Annotated in this window: 21 protein-coding genes and 1 pseudogene; 4 read left to right on the top strand and 18 right to left on the bottom strand. The window is 67.9% G+C overall.

Translation table 11 applies throughout. From position 1 onward, the window contains the following. Positions 1 to 243: 243 nt before the first annotated feature. From GA0074694_RS20245 to GA0074694_RS20230, 4 genes are all read right to left on the bottom strand, one after another. Positions 244 to 1452: an aminotransferase-like domain-containing protein gene (locus GA0074694_RS20245; RefSeq protein WP_091460755.1), complete on the bottom strand. Its 1209-nt coding sequence runs from the start codon at positions 1450 to 1452 to the stop codon at positions 244 to 246. 4 nt (positions 1453 to 1456) lie between these two features. Further along, on the bottom strand, positions 1457 to 1849 hold the full coding sequence (locus tag GA0074694_RS20240; protein ID WP_176738036.1) for a hypothetical protein: 393 nt from the start codon (positions 1847 to 1849) through the stop codon (positions 1457 to 1459). A 35-nt stretch (positions 1850 to 1884) separates the two neighbouring features. After that, entirely contained in the window at positions 1885 to 2499 is a 615-nt protein-coding gene (locus GA0074694_RS20235; RefSeq protein ID WP_091460749.1) for a cupin domain-containing protein, read from the bottom strand. Between the two features lie 586 nt (positions 2500 to 3085). Next, a complete protein-coding gene (locus tag GA0074694_RS20230; RefSeq protein ID WP_091460746.1) occupies positions 3086 to 3694 on the bottom strand; it encodes a CGNR zinc finger domain-containing protein in 609 nt (202 codons plus the stop codon). A 93-nt stretch (positions 3695 to 3787) separates the two neighbouring features. Between GA0074694_RS20230 and GA0074694_RS20225 the strand changes: the two genes are divergently transcribed. Then, positions 3788 to 4663 (top strand): NAD(P)-dependent oxidoreductase, encoded by an 876-nt coding sequence (locus tag GA0074694_RS20225; protein ID WP_218105746.1) that lies wholly within the window; start codon positions 3788 to 3790, stop codon positions 4661 to 4663. Between the two features lie 119 nt (positions 4664 to 4782). Here the strand turns inward: GA0074694_RS20225 and GA0074694_RS20220 are convergent, their stop codons facing one another. The 8 genes from GA0074694_RS20220 to GA0074694_RS31820 form a co-directional block, all read right to left on the bottom strand. Then, entirely contained in the window at positions 4783 to 5742 is a 960-nt protein-coding gene (locus tag GA0074694_RS20220) for an electron transfer flavoprotein subunit alpha/FixB family protein (protein WP_091460740.1), read from the bottom strand. A 9-nt stretch (positions 5743 to 5751) separates the two neighbouring features. Next, positions 5752 to 6531 carry an electron transfer flavoprotein subunit beta/FixA family protein gene (locus GA0074694_RS20215; protein WP_091458136.1) on the bottom strand — a complete coding sequence of 260 codons (780 nt, stop codon included), beginning with the start codon at positions 6529 to 6531 and terminating at the stop codon, positions 5752 to 5754. A gap of 99 nt (positions 6532 to 6630) precedes the next feature. Then, positions 6631 to 8100 carry a Re/Si-specific NAD(P)(+) transhydrogenase subunit beta gene (pntB, locus tag GA0074694_RS20210; RefSeq protein WP_091460737.1) on the bottom strand — a complete coding sequence of 490 codons (1470 nt, stop codon included), beginning with the start codon at positions 8098 to 8100 and terminating at the stop codon, positions 6631 to 6633. A 3-nt stretch (positions 8101 to 8103) separates the two neighbouring features. Continuing rightward, positions 8104 to 9654, bottom strand: a complete 1551-nt coding sequence (locus GA0074694_RS20205) for a Re/Si-specific NAD(P)(+) transhydrogenase subunit alpha (RefSeq protein ID WP_245714818.1) — start codon at positions 9652 to 9654, stop codon at positions 8104 to 8106. A gap of 156 nt (positions 9655 to 9810) precedes the next feature. Next, a complete protein-coding gene (locus tag GA0074694_RS20200) occupies positions 9811 to 10710 on the bottom strand; it encodes an SDR family NAD(P)-dependent oxidoreductase (protein ID WP_091460735.1) in 900 nt (299 codons plus the stop codon). Continuing rightward, the gene (gene hutI / locus GA0074694_RS20195; protein ID WP_245714817.1) at positions 10683 to 11903 is read right to left on the bottom strand and encodes an imidazolonepropionase; all 1221 of its coding nucleotides are present in this window, start codon (positions 11901 to 11903) and stop codon (positions 10683 to 10685) included. Before hutI ends, GA0074694_RS20200 begins: the two co-directional genes overlap by 28 nt. Before the next feature lie 40 nt (positions 11904 to 11943). Beyond that, on the bottom strand, positions 11944 to 13218 hold the full coding sequence (locus GA0074694_RS20190) for an NAD(P)/FAD-dependent oxidoreductase (protein ID WP_176738035.1): 1275 nt from the start codon (positions 13216 to 13218) through the stop codon (positions 11944 to 11946). An 83-nt stretch (positions 13219 to 13301) separates the two neighbouring features. Next, a complete protein-coding gene (locus GA0074694_RS31820; protein ID WP_176738034.1) occupies positions 13302 to 13703 on the bottom strand; it encodes a nuclear transport factor 2 family protein in 402 nt (133 codons plus the stop codon). Between the two features lie 213 nt (positions 13704 to 13916). Between GA0074694_RS31820 and GA0074694_RS20180 the strand changes: the two genes are divergently transcribed. The 3 genes from GA0074694_RS20180 to GA0074694_RS20170 are packed head-to-tail and all read left to right on the top strand — an operon-like array spanning position 13917 to position 17460. After that, entirely contained in the window at positions 13917 to 15902 is a 1986-nt protein-coding gene (locus tag GA0074694_RS20180) for a flavin-containing monooxygenase (protein WP_176738033.1), read from the top strand. Between the two features lie 53 nt (positions 15903 to 15955). Then, positions 15956 to 16840, top strand: a complete 885-nt coding sequence (locus tag GA0074694_RS20175) for an alpha/beta fold hydrolase (RefSeq protein ID WP_176738032.1) — start codon at positions 15956 to 15958, stop codon at positions 16838 to 16840. Continuing rightward, positions 16837 to 17460: a HutD family protein gene (locus tag GA0074694_RS20170; RefSeq protein ID WP_091460720.1), complete on the top strand. Its 624-nt coding sequence runs from the start codon at positions 16837 to 16839 to the stop codon at positions 17458 to 17460. The genes GA0074694_RS20175 and GA0074694_RS20170 overlap by 4 nt, the downstream gene beginning before the upstream one ends. A 144-nt stretch (positions 17461 to 17604) precedes the next feature. Here GA0074694_RS20170 and GA0074694_RS20165 read toward each other — a convergent pair whose 3' ends face one another. The 6 genes and pseudogenes from GA0074694_RS20165 to GA0074694_RS20140 all read right to left on the bottom strand — a co-directional run bounded on the left by GA0074694_RS20165 (position 17605) and on the right by GA0074694_RS20140 (position 23960). Next, on the bottom strand, positions 17605 to 18891 hold the full coding sequence (locus GA0074694_RS20165; protein ID WP_091460717.1) for a formimidoylglutamate deiminase: 1287 nt from the start codon (positions 18889 to 18891) through the stop codon (positions 17605 to 17607). Next, on the bottom strand, positions 18888 to 20099 hold the full coding sequence (locus tag GA0074694_RS20160) for an allantoate amidohydrolase (RefSeq protein ID WP_091463462.1): 1212 nt from the start codon (positions 20097 to 20099) through the stop codon (positions 18888 to 18890). Before GA0074694_RS20160 ends, GA0074694_RS20165 begins: the two co-directional genes overlap by 4 nt. Positions 20100 to 20398: 299 nt before the next feature. Next, positions 20399 to 21076 (bottom strand): annotated as a pseudogene (locus GA0074694_RS20155) (alpha/beta fold hydrolase); the annotation flags it as partial. A gap of 6 nt (positions 21077 to 21082) precedes the next feature. Continuing rightward, positions 21083 to 21817, bottom strand: coding sequence for an amino acid ABC transporter ATP-binding protein (locus GA0074694_RS20150; RefSeq protein ID WP_281190143.1), 735 nt, complete (start codon positions 21815 to 21817; stop codon positions 21083 to 21085). 29 nt (positions 21818 to 21846) lie between these two features. Continuing rightward, on the bottom strand, positions 21847 to 22731 hold the full coding sequence (locus GA0074694_RS20145) for an amino acid ABC transporter permease (RefSeq protein ID WP_218105744.1): 885 nt from the start codon (positions 22729 to 22731) through the stop codon (positions 21847 to 21849). 311 nt (positions 22732 to 23042) lie between these two features. Further along, positions 23043 to 23960, bottom strand: a complete 918-nt coding sequence (locus GA0074694_RS20140) for an ABC transporter substrate-binding protein (RefSeq protein ID WP_176738030.1) — start codon at positions 23958 to 23960, stop codon at positions 23043 to 23045. Positions 23961 to 24460: the final 500 nt, after the last annotated feature.

Here is a 24460-nt window from a genome sequence, read left to right as displayed (position 1 = left end):
GCGCCCGGTCCGAGGTTTCCACGGACGGAGGGCACACCTGGGCTCCGGGGCGAATGCGGCTCCACCAAGGGGACCGACGGTGGAGCAGCACGACCGACAACTCCAGCCAGGGCCGCGGAGTGTACGTCGACCAGATCATCGCGACGGACCGGGACGGAGTGCTCCTCCACGGCGAGGGCGGCGACGACTTCCGACTCATCGCCGATGGATGGTCACCCGCCCGCGACTTCCGGACCCCGGGCCCTAACCCGACAGTGCCTCGGCGAGCCGGGCGATGCCCTCGGGAATTCGGTCAGGCGGGGTGCTCGCGTAGTTGAGCCGGGCGGCCTGGTGGCCGCACCTGGGATCGACATAGAACAGCGAACCGGGGATGTAGGCCACACCCGCCTCCAGTGCCCGGTCGAGGGCTGCGGTGAAGTCGACGGAGTTTGGCCCTTCGAGCCAGAGGAACATACCGCCCGACGGCCTGGTCCAGGTATAGCCGGCGGTGTCCGAAAAATGTCGCGCGAGCGCCTGGTCCATGACCCTGCATCGCTCAGCGTAGGCGGCACGGAGGGACTGGAGGTGATCCTCGAGAACAGACGCTCCAGGGTCCAGGAATCGGGCTGCGATGGCCTGGGTGAATCCCGATGCCTGCATGTTGTAGGCCGACTTGACGCGTCGGGCGTGCTCCACAAAGGCAGGAGGAGTCACGAGGGCGCCTACGCGCATGGCGGGCGCGAGGATCTTCGAGACGGAAGAGGCGTAGAAGACGTGGTCGGGCGCGTAGGACTGCAGGGGTGGCAGGGGATCGTCAGTGAACCGGAGTTGGGTGTAGACGCCGTCCTCTATCGCCAGAACGCCGGTGTCCTCGATGATTTGCGCCAGGCGCTCCCGGCGCGCGGCGGGCATGACCCGTCCGGACGGATTCTGGAAATCGGGCATGACCGACAGGAGCTTGGGCTGATGCAGCGCGATGGCCTCGACGACGGCTTCGGGGATGATGCCGTCGTCGTCGCAGTCCACATGGATCACCCTGGCCCCGCAGCGCTGGAAGGTGCTCATGGCGCCGGGGAAGGCCGGGCTCTCGACGAGGACGACATCTCCGGGGTTGAGAGTGAGTTCCGCGGCCAGGCTGATGGCCTCCATGCCCCCGCTCGTTATCAGCAGGCCATCGGGTGTGCACCGGACACCTAGATCCTGGAGCAGCCCGGCAAAGTGCGCACGCAGCGACGGCAGGCCCTGGGGCATGGCGTAGTTGAGTAGGCCGATGTGCTGGTCGGCCCGGCGGGCGTCTCGCACCAGGTCTTCGAGCAGGTCATTGGGGAGCAGGCGGTTGTCGGGCGAGCCTGCGGACAGCGAGACGAACGAGGGATCGGCCGCTTGTAGGGGCATGATTCTGCCGAAGATCGGTGCGATGGGGTCAGCGACGGCCCGACCGGCCAGGGATGACAGCGGGGTGGTTACCGGCATGGAACTACACCAAAGTCACTTTCTGCCCTTCCACGGTGGCATAGAGAGGGCCGTCAAGATGCTTGTCGTCTACGTCGTAGACGTTGAACTCGGCGGTGCCGGTGAATGAGTTGTGGCTGACGCTGAGCGTCAGCTCTATCACGCCGCGGGTAATGCTGTGGTCGTGGCAGGCGAGGCGGTACTCCTCGAGTCGGGCCTTGACGGCGCCTCCTCGGTCCTCCCAGACGCCCAAACCGGCTGTGTCGCTCGTGGTGGTGTTTCCGGCCGGGGGGTTGGACTGATGCAGGATTCCGTCGGAATGGAAGGCGAACATATGGTACGGAAAAGGCGCCCCCTCGGCCCTGACTCGCCAGACGCCAACGATTGGTGACGAGGCCATCTTCACGATCTCCCACAAACGGCACTGGTCACGCAGAGCATGGGCGTTGACCCCTACTGGCCATCAGGGCGGGAAGTTCTCGTGAGGCCCCAGTGGCTCGGCACCTTCAGGCTGCCCTCCGCGAAACGTCGCTGTAGTTCGGTCGCCGCCTCCAGCATGGCTTCTTCCTGCTCAGGCACCAGCACCACATCCTCGTTGAGCTTCGGGTCAGTCCGAAACTCATACGCCACCACACGATGCTCAAAGCTCAAATTCACGGCAGAATGGAGGACACCTTCGGGCACGTACATGAACTCACCCGGTCCATGCAGTACCGGCTCGAAGTCAGGTCCGATCAACGTGGCCGCCCAACCCTCTACGCAGACCACCACGATTTCTGTCCGCGCATGCAGATGCAGCCGCGCCACCTTGCCGGGTTGCATCACTACCGCGCAGGCCGAAATTCCGCTCGTCCCACACAGCTGTTGGCTGACCGTCGGGATCAGCGCCTGCCCCTGAGGACTGGCTAAACCATCGCCATCCCTGGCCGAGCGGACGGCCACCCTCTTGCTGCCGGCGTGAATGCCAATTCCATTTCTCGTACTCGTTGGCGCAAGCATGTCAAAATCTCCCGTCGGCTCGGAGACGTACAGCGAGTAGCGGTGGCGGCTCAAGAACCGCGAAGTCACGAACGGTCAAACCTGAGCGCTGCGTCGCTCCGGACCTGTCCGAGAACTACCAAGAAGGCCTCGCCTGAATTCACTGTCGGACGTGGCATTCGGAACCGATGAGGGCCGGTTCCCGCTTAGCGCAGTCCACTCGGGGAGCGGACGTCCTTCCACGCTAGACTGGGTAAGCTACGACGGCTCCATGCGCGAAGGCCTTCCTCAAGCACAATGGCGGGTGAGGTGGTACCGCGAACAAGCATTAACTCGTTGATCTACTGCGCACATCGTATGCCTGCGTGTTACATACGCAACGGGATGTCCGCTATCTTTGAATTCGCACATAAGCCATCAAAGAGGATAATCCATGCGATTGCGGTCCGTTATTGGGCATGACCACTGTGTCGCCCCCGGAGTCTCACACCACGGGCACGCGTCGGATCCGCTCGCGGTCCGCGGAGGTCCTTTTGTTCAGCTCGTGGTCGTGGCGTACGGAGCCCGGCCATCACCACCGGCTTGAGGGGCACCTGACTCACGTAGCTCGTGACTGCCGCGTTCAGGTGTCTCGCCACGTGGGAGCGGTTGCACGGCGGCACCGGTCCCGCAAAGGTCATATCGGGGTTTTCGCGACGCTCTGGTGCCGGAACTTGGCTTTCTTGGCGCGGTTGCCGCAGGTGTTCATCGAGCACCAGCGGCGGTTCTGACCCCGACTGGTGTCGAGGTAGAGACCACCGCAGTCCGCGTGCTCGCACGCCTTGACCTGACCGCGCTGATGCCCGCCGAGGGCGATGATCGCGTCCTGGGCGATGAGGCCGAGTGCGGCGCGGACCGGGTGCCTCGACCGGGTGCGCCAGCGCAGCCGGGTCTTGTCGAGTTCGGGGAATGTCCGACTGTCGCGGGCGAGGGTGTTGATGAGGTCGAGGTCCGCTCGGTCGGGGGTCGTGTCGGTGGTGGTAGCGGTGCCGGTGCGGTGGATGGCCTCGCGGAGCCGGCGGGCGAGGTTCAGGTCGGCCTCCGTGGCGTGAGCGGACCCGAGGCTCAGGTCGTTCGCGGCGAGCCAGTCGTCTAGACGTCTGGGGGTGGGCAGGCGGTCGACCGGGGTACCGCTGCGGTCGCTGAGGGTGGCGGTGAAGCGGAAGGCAAGCTGTTCGTTGTCCAGCCGGAATGGCGGAGCCTCTGCCACGCCCACCTCGGCCAACACCACCGTCACCTCACCCATAGAACCAGTCTAGATGGTTCCACCCATTCCCGACCGTGTAACGTTGGAACCGTCTAAGACGGTTCCAGTTGGAAGGTGTGTGTAATGGCTGAGGTGACCGTGGTGGGTACAGGAGCGATGGGGGCCCCGATCGCGCGGAACCTACTGAGGGCGGGATTCGAGGTCGCGGTCTGGAATCGGAACCGTACGCGGACGGCGCCGCTGGTAGAGCTTGGCGCTACCGAGGTCCAGGACCCGGCCGAGATGTTCGGTTCGAAAGTGGTGCTGTCGGTGCTCGCCGATGACGCGGCGGTGCGTGAGGTGTTCCTGGACAGTGGCGCCCTGACGGCCGCTCCCGAGGGGGCGGTGCATGTGAACCTCGCGACGATCAGCCCCGCCCTCGCCGAGGAGGCCGACACCGTGCACGCCGACCACGGTGTCGGGTATGTGGCAGCGCCGATGTTCGGCGGCGTCCCTGTCGCCGAGGCCGGCACGCTCAACATCGTCACCGCCGGCGCCCCGGAACCCGTGCACCGCGTGCGCCCGCTGCTGGAGGCAGTGAGCGCGAAGGTGTGGCTGGTAGGCACCGAGTCGTGGCAGGCGAACGTGGTGAAGGTCGCCGGACAGTTGCTGATCGCCTCGGCGATCCAGACGATGTCCGAAGCCGTCGCCGTGGGCGAGCGCGGCGGGATCGACGCCGCGGTGCTCGTGGAGCTGTTCACCTCCACGATCACCCCCGGCCCGGTCTACACCAGGTACGGCAACCTCATCGCCGCCTCCCGGTACGAGCCTGCCGGCTTCACCCCGGTACTGGGCCGCAAGGACGTCGATCTCGCTCGCGCTCAAGCCGCGACCACGGGACTGCACCTGCCGGTGGGCGACCTGCTCTCGGCCCTGCTGACCGAGGCGATCGGCGCAGGACACGGGCAGCAGGACTGGGCGTCGCTCGCCGAGGTACAGCGCCACCGCGACACCGAGGCGACCCGATGACCAGCGCGTCGACCACCGGCACCATCACCACCCAGAGACCAGAGAGGAGTCGTCTGCCGTAGGGCGCGCTGGTGGCACTGGCGACGGCTGGCGACCGTCGTCGTGCCGACCCCGGTCTGTCACCTGCGTTTGCGGATCTCCTCGGCGGCCTGCGGGACGATCGTGAACAGGTCGCCCACCACGCCGAAGTCGGCCAGCTCGAAGATCGGCGCCTCGGCGTCCTTGTTCACCGCGACGATGATCTTCGAGGTCTGCATGCCGGCCCGGTGCTGGATCGCGCCGGAGATGCCGAGCGCGACGTAGAGCTGCGGGGAGACGGTCTTGCCGGTCTGCCCGACCTGGAACTGGTGCGGGTAGTAGCCGGAGTCGACCGCTGCCCGGGACGCGCCCACCGCCCCGCCCAGCAGGTCGGCCAGCTCCTCGACCAGCATGAAGTTGTCGGCGTTGCCGACCCCGCGGCCACCGGAGACGACGACCGACGCCTCGGTCAGCTCGGGACGGGAGCCCTTCTGCTCGGCGACCCGGTCGACCACCCTCGCCAGCCGGTCCGTGTCGGCCACCGTGACGGTGAGCTGCTCGACCGTCGGGGTCGCCGGGGCCGGGACGGGGTTGACCGAGTTCGGCCGGAGCGTGACCAGCGGCAGGCCCCGGGTGACCTTCGACGTGACGATGGTGGAACCGGCGAAGGCGACCTGGGTGGCAGTGCCGTCGGCGGCGAGGCCCACCACGTCGGTCAGGATGCCGTTGTCCAGCTTGACCGCGAGGCGGGCAGCGATCTCCTTGCCCTCCTGAGCCGAGGCGAGCAGCACCGCCGCGGGCTGGACCCGCCGCACCAGGTCGGCCAGGACGGTGGCCTTCGGAGCCACCAGGTAGCCGTCGATCTCCTCGCTCTCGGCGGCGTAGATCTTCTCCGCGCCGTACTCACCCAGCTTGGCGGCGAGCGCCCCGGCCGCGCCGGGACCACCGAGCACCACCGCGGCGGGGGTACCCAACTCGCGGGCGAGGGTGAGCATCTCGAGGGTTACCTTCTTGACGCCGAACTCACGGGTGGCTTCGACGACGACGAGAACCTCAGACATCCTGACCCCTCACACGAACTTCTCGGTGGCGAGGAACTCGACCAGCCGCACGCCGCCGGAGCCCTCGTCGATGACCTTCTCACCGCCGGAACGCGGCGGACGCTTGCGGTGCTCCAGCACGGCGCTGGTCGCGCCGTCGAAACCGACCTCGCCGGGCGTGACACCCAGGTCGGCCAGGGAGAGCGTCCGCACGGGCTTCTTCTTCGCCGCCATGATGCCCTTGAACGACGGGTAACGCGGCTCGTTGATGGTGTCCCACACGGAGACCACCGCCGGGGTCGAGGCGGTGACCACCTCGTAGCCCTCCTCCGTCTGCCGCTCGACGGTCAGCGTCTGGCCGTCGACGGTCAGCTTCCGCGCGCCGGTCAGCGCGGCGACACCGAGCCGCTCGGCGAGCATGTGCGGCAGCACCTGGACCCGCCCGTCGGTCGACTCCGCCCCGCACAGCACCACATCGGCGTCGAGCGTGCCGAGAGCGGCGGCGAGGACCTTAGAGGTGGCCACCGCGCAGGAACCGTGCAACGCGTCGTCCACCACGTGAACGGCCCTGTCCGGGCCCATCGAAAGCGCCTTACGGATCGACTCGGAAGCCCGGTCCGGACCCATGGTCAGGATGGTCACCTCACCACCGTGCGCCTCCTTGATCTTCAGCGCCTCCTCGATGGCGTACTCGTCCATCTCATTGATCACATTGTTCGCCGAACCACGGTCGACGGTGTTGTCGTCACTACGCAGGTTGCGGTCCGCGCCCGAATCGGGCACCTGCTTGACGAGTACGACGATGTTCATCGCGCTTCGACATCCTTTCTCCGTTGTTCGCCGCCCTGGGCCGGGAGGCGGCACGTGGCTCAGTTGGATGAGATCTCCTCGCCCCTGAGACCCGACAGGTCAGACCAGCGCCGGACGATGGATGGCCGCCCCGCTGACCTCTGGAACCCGGTCCAGGGCTCGGACGATGTCCTCGACCCGCTCCTTGGCGTCGCCGAAGAGCATCTGGCTGTTGTCGCGGAAGAACAGGGGGTTCTGCACGCCGGCGTATCCGGTGGCCATCGACCGTTTGAAGACGATCACGTCGTGGGCGTTCCAGACCTTCAGCACCGGCATGCCGGCGATCGGCGAGGACGGGTCCTCCGACGCGGCCGGGTTGACCGTGTCGTTGGCGCCGATGACCAGGACCACGTCGGTGCTGTCGAAGTCGTCGTTGATCTCGTCCATCTCGAGCACGATGTCGTAGGGCACCTTGGCCTCGGCCAGCAGCACGTTCATGTGGCCGGGAAGGCGACCCGCCACGGGGTGGATGCCGAACCTCACGTTGACGCCCTTGGCGCGAAGCTTCGCGGTCAGGTCGGCGACGGGGTACTGCGCCTGCGCCACCGCCATGCCGTAGCCGGGGGTGATGACGACCGAGGACGCGCCGGCCAGCAGCTCGGCGACGGCGTCGGCATGGATCTCGCGGTGCTCGCCGTAGTCCTTCTCGCCCCCGGGGCCGGCCTCGATGCCGAAGCCACCGGCGATGACGGAGATGAAGGAGCGGTTCATCGCCTTGCACATGATGTAGGACAGGTAGGCACCGGACGAGCCGACCAGAGCACCGGTCACGATCAGCAGGTCGTTGCTGAGCAGGAACCCCGAGGCGGCCGCGGCCCACCCCGAGTAGCTGTTGAGCATCGAGACCACGACCGGCATGTCGCCGCCACCGATGGAGGCGACCAGGTGCCAGCCCAGGGCCAGAGCGAGCACCGTCAGCACGACGAGGACGACGTCCTGGCCGGTGCTGCCGGCGTCGATGGCGGCGTAGACGATGGTGAGGATCGCGAAGAGGACCAGCGAACCGACGTTGACGACGTTCTTGCCCGGCAGCATGAGCGGGGCGGACTTCATCTTCGCCGAGAGCTTCAGGTTGGCGACGATCGAGCCGGTGAAGGTGACCGCGCCGATGAAGATGCCGATCGCGACCTCGGCCTCGTGGATGTTGTCGAGGCTGCCCAGGGCGTGGTGCGAGCCTTCGATGTGGCCGTTCCACCCGATCGCGACGGCGGCAAGGCCGACGAAGCTGTGCAGCAGCGCGATGAGCTCGGGCATCCCGGTCATCTCGACGATCCTGGCCCGCCACAGGCCGATCACGGCACCGACCGTGATCGCGGCCAGCGTGAGCAGGACCGAGATCATGCCGCCGTCGAGGTCGGTGGCGACGTCGACGACCAGGGCGACGGTCGCGACGAGCGCCATCGCCATGCCGGCGATGCCGTAGGTCAGTCCGTTCTTGGCGGACTCGTGCTTCGACAGGCCGGCCAGCGAGAGGACGAACAACAGCGAGGCGACGATGTACACCGCGCCAGTGGTCGAGTTGATGTCCATCGCTCAGGCCCCCTTGTTGAACATGCCGAGCATGCGCCGCGTGACCGCGAAGCCACCGAAGATGTTGATGGAGGCAAGCAGGGTCGCCACGGTGGAGAGAATCCGAATGGTGGTGTTGTCCGAAGCAACCTGGATCAGCGCGCCGACCACGACCACGCCGGAGATGGCGTTGGTGACCGACATCAGCGGCGTGTGCAGCGCGTGCGCCACCTTGCCGATGACGTAGTAACCGATCACGATCGAGAGCATCAGCGTCGTGAAGTGCCGTGGAATCGGGTCCGGCGCGGTCGCGTTGACCAGCCAGAACAGGACGATCCCGCCCAACACCAGACCGACCTTCGCACCTGCGGACAGCGGCGCCTTCTCCTCCTTGACCGGAGCAGCGACCGTGGGTGTCGCGGCTGCGGGCGAGGCCGAGACCTGCACGGCCGGCGGCGGCCAGGTGGGCTGGCCCTCCTTGACGACGGTGATGCCACGCTGGACGACGTCGTCGAAGTCCAGCGTCAGGTTGCCGTCCTTCTCCGGGGTCAGCAGCTTGAGCAGGTTGACGATGTTGGTGCCGTACAGCTGCGACGTCTGCGCAGCGAGGCGGCCGGCGAGGTCGGTGTAACCCAGGATCGTCACGCCGTTCCCGGTGACGACCTTCTGATCCGCCACGGTGCCCGCGACGTTGCCGCCGTTGGCCGCGGCCATGTCGACGACCACGGAGCCGTTCTTCATGCCGGCCACCGTCTCGGCGGTGAGCAGGCGCGGCGCCGGGCGCCCGGGGATCAGCGCGGTGGTGATGACGATGTCGGCGGCGCGCGCCTCCTCGTCGTACATCGCGGCAGTCGCGGCCTGCTGCTCCTCGGTCATCTCCTTGGCATAGCCGTCGGAGGACTTCTCCGTCCTGAACACCGACCGGTCCAGTTCGACGAACTGCGCGCCCATCGACTCGACCTGCTCGGCCACCTCGGGACGCACGTCGAACGCACGCACGACCGCACCCATCGCCGACGCGGCACCGATCGCGGCCAGACCCGCGACGCCGGCGCCCACCACGAACACCCGGGCCGGCGGGATCTTGCCCGCGGCGGTCACCTGGCCGGTGAACATCCGGCCGAACTCGTGCGCGGCCTCGACCACGGCGCGGTAGCCCGCGACGTTCGCCATCGAGGACAGCACGTCCATCGGCTGCGCGCGCGAGATCCTCGGCACCGCGTCCATCGCGAGCGCGGTCACGCCCTGCGCCTGCAACTCCTCCAGCAGCTCGGGGCTACGACCCGGCGCCATCATCGAAATGATCGTGGCACCCTGCCGGAGCCGGCCGATCTCCTCGTGCGTGGGGGCGTTGACCTTCACGACGACGTCGGCGGCCCACACCTCGTCCGTCGTACCGACCCGGACACCAGCGTCGGTGAACGCGCTGTCCGGCTGGTCGGCGAGGTCGCCGGCACCCGACTCGACGAGCACGTCGTAGCCGAGGTCGGTCAGTTGGGATACGGTCCTGGCGGTCGCCGCGACCAGGGTGCTCTGTTTCGACTCGCTCGGGATGCCGATGAGCATGAACATCATCCTTCTCTCGTTCTCACCGCGTCCACCCTCCCCGGCAGCCGAGGTGTTCCATGGCCGTGCAGGCCTCCTCGACCTGCCAGCGCCGCCGCATCGGGACCGTCGCCACGATGGACACCGCTCGGTGGGCGCGGGGCGGGTCAGGGGCGCGAGAGGTCGCTAGTAGAGAGCCTTCCCGCCGTCGAGACGGATGACCGTGCCGTTCAGGTAGGGCGAGCACGTCGAGAGGAAGAGCAACGTCTCCGCGACGTCGTCCGCATCCCCGTTGCGGAACTCGTACCGCGTCCCGACCCGGTAGGTGTCGCCGTCGACGAGCGGTTCGCCGCGATAACGACGCAGCGCGTCGTTGGTGCCGTCGTCCGAGCGGAAGAACTGGGTGGGTGCCACCGCGTTGCACTGCACCGTCGGAGACAGGGCGACGGCGAGCTGCTCCATGAGCCTGATCAGGGCCGTCTTGGACAGGCCATGCGGGATGAGGTTCGGCCATGCCTCGTTGGTCGAGTTGCCCACCAGCGCGATGATCCTGCCGTGCCCCTGCTTCTTCATGACTGCCGCCGCGGCCTGGCTGAGGAAGAACGGTCCCCGGATGTTGATCCCGAACGAGGCATCGAAGTCGTCCTCGGTCACGTCCTCGAACTCCTTCGCGCGAAGTGAGCTCGCATTGTGGATCAGCACGGAGACGTCGCCGCGCCAGGCCGCCGCCTGGTCCACGAGCCGACGGGCGTCCGCGGTGTTCGACACGTCCGCCTCCACGGCGATCGCCTCACCGCCCGCGGAGCGGATGAGCTCGACGGTCTCCTCGGCGAGCTCCGCCTGCTTCCAGTGGTTCACCACCACGGCCGCCCCGGCCGCTGCGAACCTGCGCGCGAACACGCGGCCCGCGCGTTCGGCCGCGCCGGTGATGAGGACCGTCCGGCCGGCGATCGTTGAAGTCATGATGTCTCCGATCAGAGTGGGGTGTGGATGTTCGGTGGCCCCCGCGACGGCGATGGGCCGCAGGCGGGAGCAGAAGTGTCTCGGCGGGCGGGACGTCAGACCTCGCGGATGCCGGACCGCCACACGGCGCTCGTGAGCGGGACGCCGGGACGGTAGGCGAGGTGGGTGACCGAGGGGGCGTCCAGCACCTGGAAATCCGCCCGCCGGCCAGGACCGACCACCCCGACGGCCGGCTGCGCCGCGCCCCGGGGATCGAGCCACCCCTCCTCGTCCATCCCCAACGCGATCGCCCCTCCCAAGGTCGCCGCGCGGACCGCCTCCTGCACGGTGAGACCCATCTGCAGCACGGCGGTGGCGACGGAGAACGCCATCGAGGTGGTGAAGGACGTCCCGGGGTTGCAGTTCGAGGCGATCGCGACGACCGCGCCGGCGTCCAGGAGGCGTCGGGCAGGCGCGAGCGGCATCCGTGTGGAGAGGTCGCAGGCCGGAAGAACGGTCGCGACCGTCCCTCGCCTCGCGCCCGCCCAGGAGGAGGCCAGGGCCGCGACGTCGTCGTCGGTCAGGAAGCCGAGGTGATCCACGCTGAGGGCGCCGTACTCGACCGCGAGCTGCGCCCCCGGCCCGTGCCCGAGCTGGTTGCCGTGCAGGCGACGCGCCATTCCCCGCGCCCTGGCCACGTCGAGGATCCGCCGCGTCGCCGCCTCGTCGAAGGCACCGACCTCGCAGAAGACATCCACCGCCGCCACGAAGGGAGCGACGGCGTCGAGCATCGGACCAGCGACGAGCGCGACGTACTCGTCCGGGTCGGCGCCCGCAGGCACGACGTGGGCGCCGAGGAACGTCACCGCGTCCACGTACCGACCGGCCAGGCGAGCTGCCCGTACCTCGTCGGTCAGGGTCAGGCCGTACCCGGTCTTCGTCTCGATCGTCGTCGTCCCGCCACGGCGCGCCTCCGCTACGAGCCGCTCGATGTTCGCCTCGAGATCCGCCTCGCTCGCCGCCCGCGTGGCCTGGACCGTCACGTTGATACCGCCCGCCGCGTACGGCTCGCCGGCCATCCTCGCCTCGAACTCCGCAGTGCGGTCCCCGGCGAAGACCATGTGGGTGTGGGAATCGACCCAGCCCGGGAGCACGGCCCGGCCGGCCAGGTCCACCCTCCGGTCGGCGGGGGGCGCCGCACGGGACGGCCCGACCCACGCGATCCGATCTCCTTCGACGACCAGCGCCGCGTCACGGATCCGCCCGCCGTTGGCCTCGTCGTTCGTGGTCAACTCTGCGATGCCGTCGATGACGACGGCTTCCGGTGGCTCGTTCACGTCCTGGTGCCTCTGGTCGTCCCACATGCTCGCCGGCCCCTCATCCCCGAAGCTGGCCCTTGTGCGGATCACGCAGCCGGGAGAACTGCGCGGTCGAATAGCTGCGCCCGCTGGTGGGAGCGACGAAGGGTTCCGCGGTGTGGTCGCGGCCGTCCAGCGCTGTCTCGACGACATGGCGAAGTAGCTCACCCACGATCGGCGCCGTCTTGAACTGTGTGCCGGAGGTCGCCATCGCGACGAACAGCCCGTCGAAGCAGGTCCGGTCGTAGATTGGCAGCCAGTCCTCCGCCGCGTCGTACAGCCCGACGACGCCGGTTCGCGCACGCGGGATGCCCAGTGCCGGGACGCGCCGGGCCAGCCGCAGAGTCGTGCGTTCCCAGACGTCGGCCGTCGTCAGCGGGTCGAACTCGTCGGGGTCCTCGACGACCGTCTGCTCCTCGACGAGATCACCGTTACTGCCACCGAGGAACGCGTTGCCCAGCTCCGGACGGAAGTTGATGTTGAGGTCGCCGTCCACGAGGTGTACCCCTTGCAGCGCGAGGTCCAGCCCCGCAGGCGCAGGCACGTGGAGCAGTTCCTCCCGGATCCGCCGGGTTCGGACCCGGAAGTCGGAGGTTCCGCCGATTGCACTGACAAGTGAATCGCTGTGCGGGCCGGCGGCGACGAGAACCGCGTCCGCTCGCAACCTGCTCCCATCGGCCAGCGTTGCTCCCACGGCGCGGGCGCCCTCGAGATCGATCCGCGCGACGGTGGCCGAACGCCGCAGGCGGGCACCTTCTCGCTGGGCCGCGTGCATCAGATTGACTGCCGCGAGGGTCGGGTCACCGACGTACCCCGACTGCGGGGTGTAGAGAGCGCCAGGCAGCAACTCTGTCGGATCCGACCAGAACTCGTCGTCGTCCACCGGCCGGGGCGGTCCGAACCGGTGGAAGTCGAAGTACGGGAAGTGATCGCTCATCTCGTCCAGCGACCACTCCTCGAACGAGACCTCGGCGGCCCTCATCGCCGCTGCGGCTCGGTCGACGAACCCGTTCCCGGCATCGAGGATCAGCGAGCCGCACCGTACGAAACGCGTGACCTCCTCGGTGCTGTCGGCCCCGAGGAAGTCACGCCAGTTGTTCCAGACCGCCAGGGCGTCGGCAGCGAGCGCCGAGCTCTGCGCGTCGCTCGCGTGGACGCGGATGATGCCTGCCGACGACCCGGTCGAACCGTCTCCGACCCCGCGGTTGCGATCGACCACGAGCACGTCGTGGCCCGCCTTGGCCAGCGCGAAGGCGGCACTGGCGCCGATCACCCCCGCCCCGATGATCAGCACGTCAGCGCGGTTCTCTACCTCGGTACCCATGCTCCCTCACATCTGGCTCGACGCGGCGCTGGACGATCGTTGGCGGCGGAGCCTCAGAGACCCCAGCCAGCGTGCGGCGCAAGAGCACCCTTCTGCTTGACGAACGACTCGCGCAGGTCGGCAACCCTCTCCCCGGCGAAGGTCAGCAGGAAGTTGCCCGCCAGGGTGTAGTCCTCCCCGCCCGAGCGGAGGTTGCACCACCATTCGACACCCACCCGGTCACCCTCGATCACCGGCGTTCCGTAGCGGAAGTCGACATCGGAGACGCCGACGAGCGCGGCCTCCCAGAACCCCGCGATGGCGTCGTGACCGACGTACGGCTGCTCCAGGAAGGGACTGTTCCGGTAGCTGGCGTCCTCGGTCATGATGGCCGCCGCCCCCTCCACGTCGCCTTCGCGCCATACCCGCCCGAACTCCTCCAGCCATGCCTTGACGACGTCAGCCGAAACGCTCACTTGATCTTCCTCGCTCTCGTGGGGGACGGATCCGCGTCGGCCGCGGTGCGGCCGGCGTCGCGGCCGGCCGTCAACCCGGGCCCGGCACAACTCTATGCGAGATCGCGTCGCTAGCATAGTATTATGCGAGCGGGAAAAGCCCAGCTCCGACACTGCGCAGCCGGCGCTGGCGTCCGCTCGCCAGACCCACAGACGAGGGGGGTAGCAACCCGAATGACACCGACTCCCGAACCTGATGCTGACGAGATCCATCGGTTCGACGACCTCTACCCGGTCTCCCAGTCCGAAGCGATCGTCGAGGACGACGAGTTCCTCAGGCAGGTGTCGGCCGGCTCGGAGCTGCCCGTCCTGCTCGCTGCGCTGGCGGCAGCTCTCGGCGACACGTCGATCCTGCACACGGACCTCCAACCACCTCTGACGCCGATGGACACGCAGCCGCATCCGCACGGGGGGATGTCGGAGAGTCAGAAGGAGAAGGCTGCTGCCGTCGCCTTCTCCGCACTGACCGTCCTGCGCGAGAAGCAGATCACCACGGTCGACGTGCTGCCGGACGAGACGGTCCGGGAGATCTTCCACTACCTCAGCGGCGGTCGAGAGGAGTGGTATCGGATGCTGACCCACGAGCTCGACCTCGCAACCGACAAGGGCGGCCGGCCGTCCTGGACGTTCGGAGAGGTCGCGCAGGGACGATCGTTCCCCACCCTCATCATCGGCGCAGGTGTCGCGGGGATCGCCGCCGCCCACCGGTTCGCCCAGGCGGAAGTGCCGTTCACGCTGATCGAGGCCAACGGGTCCGTGGGAGGTACGTGGGCGAAGAACACCTATCCCGGCGTCCGTCTCGACACTCCCACCTTCGGATACTCCTACTCGTTCGCGCAGCGTGGGGATTGGCCGCACCAGTTCGCGCGGGGCGGCGAGATCCTCGACTACCTTCGCGACGTGGCCGAGCGGGCCCTGATCACCGACCGGATCGAGTTCTCGACCAGACTGCTTCGCCTGCGCTGGGACGACGACGGCAGGGTCTGGGAGGCGACCACCCGTGGGCCGAACGGCAGCGAGCAGGTCCGCCGGTTCGCGGCGGTGGTCAGCGCGTTGGGCCAGCTCGACAGGCCGAACATCCCGGAGTTCGAAGGCCAGAGCCTGTTCCGTGGGACGACGATGCACTCGCAGGAGTGGGATCACGCAGTCGACCTGAAGGGCAAGCGGGTTGCCGTCATCGGCACCGGTGCGAGCGCCTACCAGATCGTGCCGGCCATCGTCGGGGATGTGGACGCTCTCACCGTCTTCCAGCGCAGTGCGCCGTGGATGCTGCCGGCACCGAACTACCACCACCCGATGACGGACGCGTTCAGCTGGCTCGTGCGAAAGGTTCCGCACTACGCGCAGTGGTACCGCCTCTGGGTGATCCTCACGGGCATCCCCGGACGGACCCATACCGTCACCGCGGAAGCGGACTGGCCCGGTGCGCCGCTCAGCGTCTCGGCCAAGAACCAGGAGCTGCGGGAGTACCTGGTCGCCCGACTGGAGGCCCAGTTCCGGGACGCCCCGGAAATCCTCCAGCACGTCGTCCCCACGTACCCACCGGGTGCGAAGCGCATGCTGCGGGACAACGAGGTGTGGGCCTCCGCGCTGCTCGCCGAGAAGACGACGCTCGTGACTTCCGGAATCGCGCGGTTCACCGAGGACGGCATCGTCGACAACGACGGTCTCCTGCACGAGGTGGACGTCGTCGTGTACGCGACGGGCTTCAAGCCGTCCGACTATCTCGACGAGGTCGAGGTCCTGGGACGGAACGGTGTGGAAATCCACGACTTCTGGGACGGTGACGCACGCGCCCACAACGGCGTCATGGTCCCGGGGTTCCCCAACTTCTTCCTGATCTACGGCCCCAACGTGGGTGGCGTCGTCGCGGGCAGCCTGCACTTCATGCTGGAGCGCGCGGTCGAGTACTCGCTCAAAGCGATCCACGAGGTTCTTCGCCGGGGGGCGGCCGCGATCGACGTACGCAGGGAAGCGCTCGACCGCTTCGTCGCCTGGGTCGACCAGGGCAACCGGAGGATGGCCTGGGGTCAGCCGTACGTGAGCACGTGGTATCAGAACCGGCACGGACGGGTGTCCCAGATCTGGCCCTACACCAATGTGGAGTACTGGGACATCACCGAGTCGGTCGTCGAGTCGGACCACGATTTCCTCGACTAGACACCAGATCCCTGATGACCCTTGGCACTGTGCACTCGGCAGGAGACACCGACATGTCGACAATCAAACGAGACCAGATCAGCGTCGGCGGGCTTGTGACGAGCTTCCTGTCAGCGGGCTCCCCCTCCGCCCCTCCCCTGGTGCTGCTGCACGACGGGGCATGGGGTGGTTCGGCCGAGGCCAGCTGGATCAACGTGATCCCCACCCTGGCGGAGCGCTACCAGGTGATCGCGCCAGACCTGTACGGCTACGGGTCCTCCAGCAAGATGGTGCAGCTCGACGTGGCACCGTACGAGTTCCGACTCCGCCAGGTGGCGGCGCTACTCGACACACTCAGGCTGGAGGACCACCCCGCCCATCTCGTCGGGAACTCCTTCGGCGGCGCCATGGCGCTGCGGGCAGCGACCCTGCCCTGGTTCTCGTGGCGTGTCCGGACGGCCGTGTCGATCGCGGGAACGGGTGGCCCGTACCGCACCAGGGAGGCGTTGGCCGCGCTGTCGCACTTCGACGGCTCCCACGCGGACATGCTGCGGGTCGTGCGCCTGCTCACCGGGCAGTTCCCGGCGATCGACGACCACGTCGAGCTCCGGCTACGTGACGCCTGCAACCCGGGTCACTACCGAGCCGTCGCCGCAGCCGGGCTCGCCACCCCGTTCGAGGGCGTGCCGAGATCCCCCGACGACTACCCGCAGAGCCTCCGAACGGTCCGGACGCCACTGGCACTGGTCAGCGGACGCCAGGACGACCTTGTCGAGCCGGACTGGGCGCACAGGATCGCCGAGCACGCACCCAGCTGCCGGGTCTACGAGATCGACGCGAAGCACTCTCCCAACATCAGCGACCCCGAGGCGACGGCGACTCTCCTCCTCACGATCCTGGAGGAGCTCGAGAGTGACGCCGCGGCGCAGGACCACGCCGCGCCCGGGACGAATCGGTGACGCGGAACTCGACGGCTGGCCACGGAGCCAGTCACGTCGACGGGGATCTCGGTCAGGGGACCGGAGACGCCCCAACGGGCGGGCCCCCCGGTGACGGCGGGGTGCCCGCACCGTTGCGCCGCTTCTGCCAGCTTCGGCCGACCCCGTGGGCGACGGGTGCAGGTGTCACCCGCGAAGTGGTGTCCTACCACGAGAGCCGGGGGCTGACCCCCGGCCGGCCGGCCTGGCGACTGAGCATCGCCGACCTGACCGGACCAGGCCCGTTCTCCCGCCTACCGGGGGTCACGCGCACCTTCGTTCCGGTGGACAAGGCCGTCGAGCTGCGGGTGGACGGTGAGACCCACCGCATCGCCGCTGACACACCGTTCTCGTTCGCCGGCGACTCCGAGACGACGCTGCTCCGACTGGCGACGCCGTGCCGTGCCGTCAACCTCATGGTCAAGGTCGACGACCCCGACCCGGCTGAACTCCTACCCTGCCGGTCCCCATGGCGGGAGTTCCCGACGGCCGCCGTCGTGATCGCCCTGACCGCTGGCCGTGGGACCAGCAGGTTCGACGTCTGGCGACCGTCGGCCGCACTCGACGGGCTAGGGGTTCGGCGGTGGCTCGCGGTTCGGTGACCTCAGCCTGAATCCGTGGACGGGTTCGGTTCATCGATCGTCGCGGCGGGCAGTCGTCGAGGTGGCCGACGTGGACCTGTCGGGACGACGGCCACCGGCGCGGACAGCATCCGGACGGTGGCGCGTCGGTCCACGGATTCAGGCTCAGCGACCGGGACGTGTCAGCCGACCGGCGACGATGGTCGCCCGCACATCGCAGGCACGTGCCGCGAGTGGCATCTGCCAAGGGTCGACTCCTCGAAGTCTCGCCGACGTCGTGTCGATCTCGACCGCGTCCCAGTGCTCGCCCACGCGCAGTCCCGGGGGAGATCCAGGGTTCCGTGACAGGCCGAGGGATCCGTACCCCCCGGCGGTGCCCGCCGCCCAGAGCATGTCCGGCGGGAAGACCCCACGCCGTTGCAGCCGCAGGCGCTGGTCGAGCTCCAAGCGGCTGAGTTCCTCGAGCGGATCGATCACCACGTGCTGGTCCGAACCGATGGCGAGGCGTGCCCCCGCGCCCTGGAGCTCGGGGGCGGGGCCGATCCCGTCGCCGAGATCGGCTTCGGTCGTGGGACACATCACGATCGTCGCGCCGGCGTCTCCGAGCAGGTCGATGTCGCCGGTGGTCAGGTGCGTCGCGTGAACGGCGGAGAAACGCGACGACACCAGCCCGTGATCCGCGAGCAGCCCGACCGGCGTCAGGCCGTGCGCCTCGAGGCATGCCCGGTTCTCCGCAGGCTGCTCGGAGACGTGGGCGTGCAGCGGCACGTTCTGTGGGAGGCTGTCGGCGATCACGGAGAGGTCGTATCGCGACACGGCTCGGACCGAGTGGATGGCGGCACCCAGGGTGACGAGCCCGTCACCTCGTCCGGACAGCGCGTCGCGCAGACGATGCCAGCGGTCCAACCACCGATGGGCGTCCCCGTCGCCGAACCGCTGCTGCTCCGCGCCCAGTGGCTCGTTGACGCCACCCGACAGGTAGCAGGTGTCCAGGAGTACCAGCCGGATGCCGGCGGAGGTCGCCGCCGCCACCAGCGCCAGCTCCATCTCGTGACCGCCGTACGGCGTTCCGCCGGGCTGGTGGTGCAGGTAGTGAAACTCACCGACTGCCGTGTAACCCGCGTCGCGCATCTCCGTGAAGACCCGTTCCGCGACGACGTGGTAGCTGTCCGGGGTCAGGCGGTTGGCGACCTCGTACATCCGGTGCCGCCACTGCCAGAAGTCACCTCCGTCGGCGTGCGTACAACCGCGCAGCTCTCGATGGAACGCATGGGAGTGGGCATTCGCGAATCCCGGCACGACCGTTCCGAGCACGACATCGTCGGGCCGCGGCGGTACGCCCACGACGAGCTCGACGACGACGCCGTCCACCGCCTCCACCCGCACCCTCTCGGCCAGGCGTCCCTCCACGAGCGCGGCCTCGCAGTGGAAGCGCTGCCGTTCGCCGCTCATCGGGAGGCCCCGCCGGCGAGGTCTCGGAGAACGTCGGCAAGCCCGTGCGCTCCGGCCTCGCAGTCCTCCTCGCGGGCGGTCTCCTCCGGGGCGTGCGAGATGCCGGTCGGATTCCGGACGAAGATCATCGCGGATGGGACGTACGCGGAGAGGACGCCTGCGTCGTGGCCGGCGCCTGTCGGTATCGCCGGCACACCGCCGAGAACGCCGGCGATCCTCGCCGTGAGCGGCTCGTCGAACAGGACCAACGGCGAGAACGACTCCTCGTGGACCTGGAGAGCGCAGCCCTCGGCCGCGACCCGCTTCTGGATGAGCGCAACCGTGGCGTCCAACTGCGCGCGCACCTCCGAGTCCGAATGCGCCCGGATGTCGAGCCAGGCGTCGACACGCGAGGCGATGACGTTCGTGCCGTTCGGGGTGACCGAGATGCGGCCGACGGTGCCACGAGCGGCCGGTCGCTCCATGGCGATCTCGCGGACCGCCAGAGCGGCCGACGAGACCGCGACCACCGGATCGCGGCGTCCCTGCATCGGCGTGGTCCCGGCATGGTTACCCTCCCCGAGGATCGAGAGCCGCCACCTGCCGTGCGCCATGATGGCCGAACCCACCGCGAGGGGGAGACCGCGGTTCTCCAGGTCGAGGCCCTGCTCGACATGAAGTTCGAGGAACATGTCGATGCCGGCGAGTCGGTCCGGGTCCGGGCCGATGGTGGAGACCTCCAGGCCCGCCTGCCGCCAGGCCTCTTCGAGGGTGACGCCATCGCGGTCGACCCGGGCGAGCGTGTCCTCCGGCGTGATCTCCCCGACCATCAGCCGAGAGCCCAGGCAGGGCATGCCGAAGCGGGATCCTTCTTCCTCCGCGAACGCGCACACGGCGATCGGCCGTGTGGGACGCCAGCCTTCGGCCTTGAGGATCGCGACCGCCTCGAGTGCGCTCACCACCCCGAGAGGTCCGTCCAAGGCACCTCCGCCGGGCACGGAGTCCAGGTGGCTGCCGGTCGCGACGGCTCCCCGTCGGGACTCACCCCACCACGCCCACAGGTTCCCGTTCCCGTCCACCTCGACGGAGAGACCCAGTGCCTCTGCTGAGCTTTCGAACCAGCCGCGAAGCACCATCTCCGCCGGGTCCAGCAGGTGACGCGAATAGCCACCGCGGACGTTGTCCCGGCCGATCGGGCTGATCTCCGCCAATCTGTCACGAACCGACACGGCGACCACTCCTTGCGTCGACGCGCGTCGTAGGTCGCCGTCGGTCGATAGCGATGTGGTGATGGAAGGCTGTACTGGACATAGGTTCTGTCAACGTCGTTTCTGTCGGAGGACACACGTCCTCACCGGCATATCGGGCTTGTCAGGAGGCATCGGCGGTGCGGTCCTCCGCCGTCGAACGTGGCCGTCACTCGCGGTGAAGGTCACCGACCACGGAAGAAGTCGACCAGCAGGCCCGACACGGTCGTGGGCTGCTCGAGGGGTGCGGCATGCGCCGCACCGGGAACGCACTGGACAGACCCGTTCGACAGCATTCGAGCGAGCTCCGCCGACTTGCGCTCGGGGACGAGCTGGTCGTACTCGCCCCACAACGCGAGAGCGCGGACGTCCGTCCGTGGCAGGTCGGCGGAGACGTCGTACGCGGCGAGAGCCTCGCACGCCCAGGCATAACTGCGGTCGTCGGTGAGACGGAGTGCCTCGACCATCGACGCCGCTCGGTCACCGCGGTGCTCCCGGGTCACCGGCGCGAACCAGCGCTGCAGCGATCCCGCAGCCAGCGCTTCGGTCCCTTTCGAACGCACCAGCGCCGCGCGCTCGGCCCAGGCCGCTGGCGCGTCGACATCGACACCAGCGGAGATGACCACGACGCCGTCGACGCGCTCGGCATGACGGACGGCCAGGTCCAACCCCACGGTGCCACCGATGGAGACGCCCGCGTACGAGAACGTGGAGACCCCCCGCGCATCGAGCTGACCGACCACCGCGTCGGACAGGTCGCTGATCGTGAACGCACCCTCGGCGGCGGGCGATGCGCCGTGCCCGGGAAGGTCCCAGGTGATGACACGGAAGTGCGGCGCGAGCACCGGGGCCGCGTCGGCCCAGAGGTCGGATGACGTACCCAGGGAGTGGCCGAGGACCAGGTATGGAGCATCCGTGGCGCCGCGTGGCTCACCGAACGCGATCTGCAGCTTGACCATGACCTCTCACTTCACGTGGTTGAGGAAGTTCTTCGTGCGTTCGGAGGTCGGCGAGTCGATCAGCTTCTTGGCGTCGTCGATCTCGGCGATCCGTCCCTGGTCCATGAAGGCGACGCGATCGGCGACGTCCCGCGCGAACCGCATCTCGTGGGTCACCACGATCATGGTCATCCCCCGCTCGGCCACGCGACGCATCACCGACAGCACCTCCCCGACGAGCTCGGGATCCAGGGCGCTCGTCGGCTCGTCGAACAGCATGAGCCTCGGCTCCATGGCCAGCGCGCGGGCGATGGCGACACGTTGCTGCTGCCCACCGGAGAGGTGGCGCGGGTACGAGTTCTCCAGGTGCTCCAGCCCGACGTCGGACAAGGACGCCCGCGCGCGGGCGACCGCCTCGCTCTTGGCGAATCCCCGGACCTTGACGAGTCCGATGGTCACGTTCTCGAGCGCGGTCAGGTGGGCGAAGAGGTTGAAGTGCTGGAACACCATGCCGATGCGCTGGCGGTACCTCGCGAGCTCGGCCTCGCTGGGCTCGTGGAGCTCGCCGTTCCTGACCGTCGCACCCGCGAAGTCGTTCTCGACCTGGATGTAGCCGCCGTCGATCTGTTCGAGGACGTTCACGCAACGAAGCAGCGTACTCTTCCCTGAGCCCGACGGGCCGATCAGACACAACACCTCTCCGTGCATGACGTCGAGGTCGATGCCCTTGAGGACCTCTACCTCGCCGAAACTCTTCCGCACGTCCCGGATGGTCACAAGTGGCTGCTGGTTCACTTCGACGCCTCCGCGACTCGAGGTTTCATGAGTTTCCGCTGCGGTCCTGCGGACAGGGAGTACTTCCTCTCGAGGAAGTGCTGGCCCAGGGTCGCCAGCATGACGATGGTCAGATACCAGAAACTGACCACCATGAGGAGCGGGATGACCTTGAAGTTGGAGCCGTAGATCTGCTGGGCGCGGGTGAGGAGGTCGCCTCCACCGATGACGGCGACGAGCGAGCTCGCCTTGAGGAGGCTGATGAACTGATTGCCCGTCGGCGGAATGATGACCCGGATCGCCTGTGGAATGACGATGGTCCGCATGGTGAGACCGCGCTTCATTCCCAGGACCTGGGCCGCCTCACGCTGGCCCGGAGGAACCGACATGAAGCCCGCTCGGATGATCTCGACCATGAAGGCACCCTCGTGCAGGGACAGGCCGATGATGGCGGCTGTGAACCCGGTGATGAGGGTGTTCGTCTCCCAACTGGCACCGCCGAGGCCGATCCGCGGAACGAAGAGTGCGGCGTTGAAGCAGATCAGAAGGAGAACAAGCAGGGGTAGCCCTCGGAACAACCCGACATACGCCTTGACGAAGGTGCGGAAGACGGGGTTCCGGGACTCGCCGAGGAGGGCGAGCAGGCAACCGATCAGCACAGCGATGAACTGGGAGAGCAGCGAGAGCTTGATGGTCATCCACAAGCCCTCCAGGATGGGATCGGCGAAGAGGTAATCGCCTACGACATCCCATTCCAGGTTCTCGTTGTTCACGAGTCCGTAGACGAGGAAGCCCAGGATCGCAGCCGCGACGAGCCCACTGATCCAGTGGCTCGGGTGTCTGCGTGGCCGGGGTTTCGCGAAAGGATCTCGCACTACGACATCGGCTGCCGGTTGTGTCACGACGTTGCACCTTCTCTTGTTTCTCGCTGGCGGTGATCCGAGAGGCCTGGTTGATGTCCGAGGCCGACGCTCCTCGTGTGCTCACGACAGGCGGTCAGCGTGGATGGCCGGGCTTGCGCGCTCGAGTCGGTCCGAACCGCAGGGTTCGGTGCGGTGTGGATGTCCGTTCCGCACCGAACCCTGGCGGCTCTCGATACCGTGGCGATGCCCCTTGCGGTTGTCGAGAAGCTCGGGGCGACGAGCTGATCGAGGCCATTCTCGACGCGGCCCGCCGGGGTGACGTCGACGCTGATATCGGCGCGTTCCCTAGGTCAGGAGCCGCACGACCCGCAGACCTTCGGCACGTCGAGGGGACGCTCGGTCGCCAGGTTGATGCCGGGCTTGTCCAACGCGATGTCCTTGAGGTCCCACTCCGCCATGATCTTGTCGTAGGTGCCGTCCTTGATGATCGCCTCGAGTGCGCCGAGCAGGGCCTTGGCGGTGTCGTCGGACTGAAGGCCCACCACGATGCCGACGTAGGTGCGCGACAGGAGCGGACTCGGAATGATCTTGAATTGGCCGTTGCTGGCCTTTGCCTGCCACACCCCGGTCGCGGTGTTGGTGAAGGCGAAGTCGATCCGGCCGGACTGCAGTGCGGTGTTCTGGTCGCCGGCGGTCGGGAAGTTGGTGATCTGCAGCGGAGCCTTGCCCTCCGACTCGCAGTTCTTCGAGAACAGCTCCGCGTCCTGGACGAACTCGGTGCCGGTCTGGACGCCTGCCTTCAACCCACACGCGGTCAGGGGATTCTCCGTGATGCCGCGCTTGTTCTCGGAGGTCGTGATGACACTCTTGGTGGCGTAGGCGTAGTCGACGAACTTCACCGTCTTCTGGCGCTCCACGTTGTCCGTGATGCACTCCATCGCGGCATCGAACCGACCGCTCTGAACTCCGGGAAGCAGGCCGTCGAAGGCGATGGCCTCCTGGCGGATTTCGACGCCGAGTCGCGGCGCCATCGCCATCAGGATGTCGTGGTTGAAGCCATCGATCTTCCCGGAGTCGTTGGTGAAGTCGCACGGCGGGTACTGCGGATCGGTGGCCACGGTGAAGACGCCCGCGTCGCGCACCTTCTGCGGCAGCAGTTCATTCAGTTCCGGGACGAGCAGAGCGCTGTCCTTCGACGTGTCGGCCTCCGTCCCGCATCCGCTCACGAGGATCGCGGTGGCGGCAAGGAGGGAGAGGGTGGCGGTCACTACACGGCTTCTCGGCATCGTTGGCTCCTTGGGGGACTCGAGACTCAACGTGAAAGAATTCATTCAGTGCTGGCGGAACGGTATCCCCTTCCATGCAGCACGGCAACCCCCCTCCCGCATGCGATCTGAGGACGTATCGGAGACGTAACACAACCGCCTTCAAGGCGCCCTTCGGGCGTTCGTTGGGTAGCGGATCGCGCGCATGGCGTAACGGTGGAACGTGTCGATGCGAGATGCTCGACAAACGGGATCATCCCGTCAGGTTGTGCGATGGGTGTCATCCGGGCACGGCGGGGACGATGCCCGCCAAGTCTCTCGCAAGCGACCGACGCGATGTGGGCCGACTCGAGCCCTATGTGCGTCCGGCCGATTCCCTCGGCGGCGAATTCCGCGCAATACTGCACCGCAGAATGCGGCGGATCGCTGGTTCACGGCGGGGCGCAAGAACGAGACACGCGACGCAATCCACGACGAGCTTCGCCGGGCCGGTGACGGGTCGA

Origin of the sequence: Micromonospora inyonensis, from assembly GCF_900091415.1 — a bacterium.
Classification (GTDB): Bacteria; Actinomycetota; Actinomycetes; order Mycobacteriales; family Micromonosporaceae; genus Micromonospora; species Micromonospora inyonensis.
Note: the sequence above shows the minus strand (reverse complement) of the source record. Positions and strands in the feature narration are given on the sequence as shown.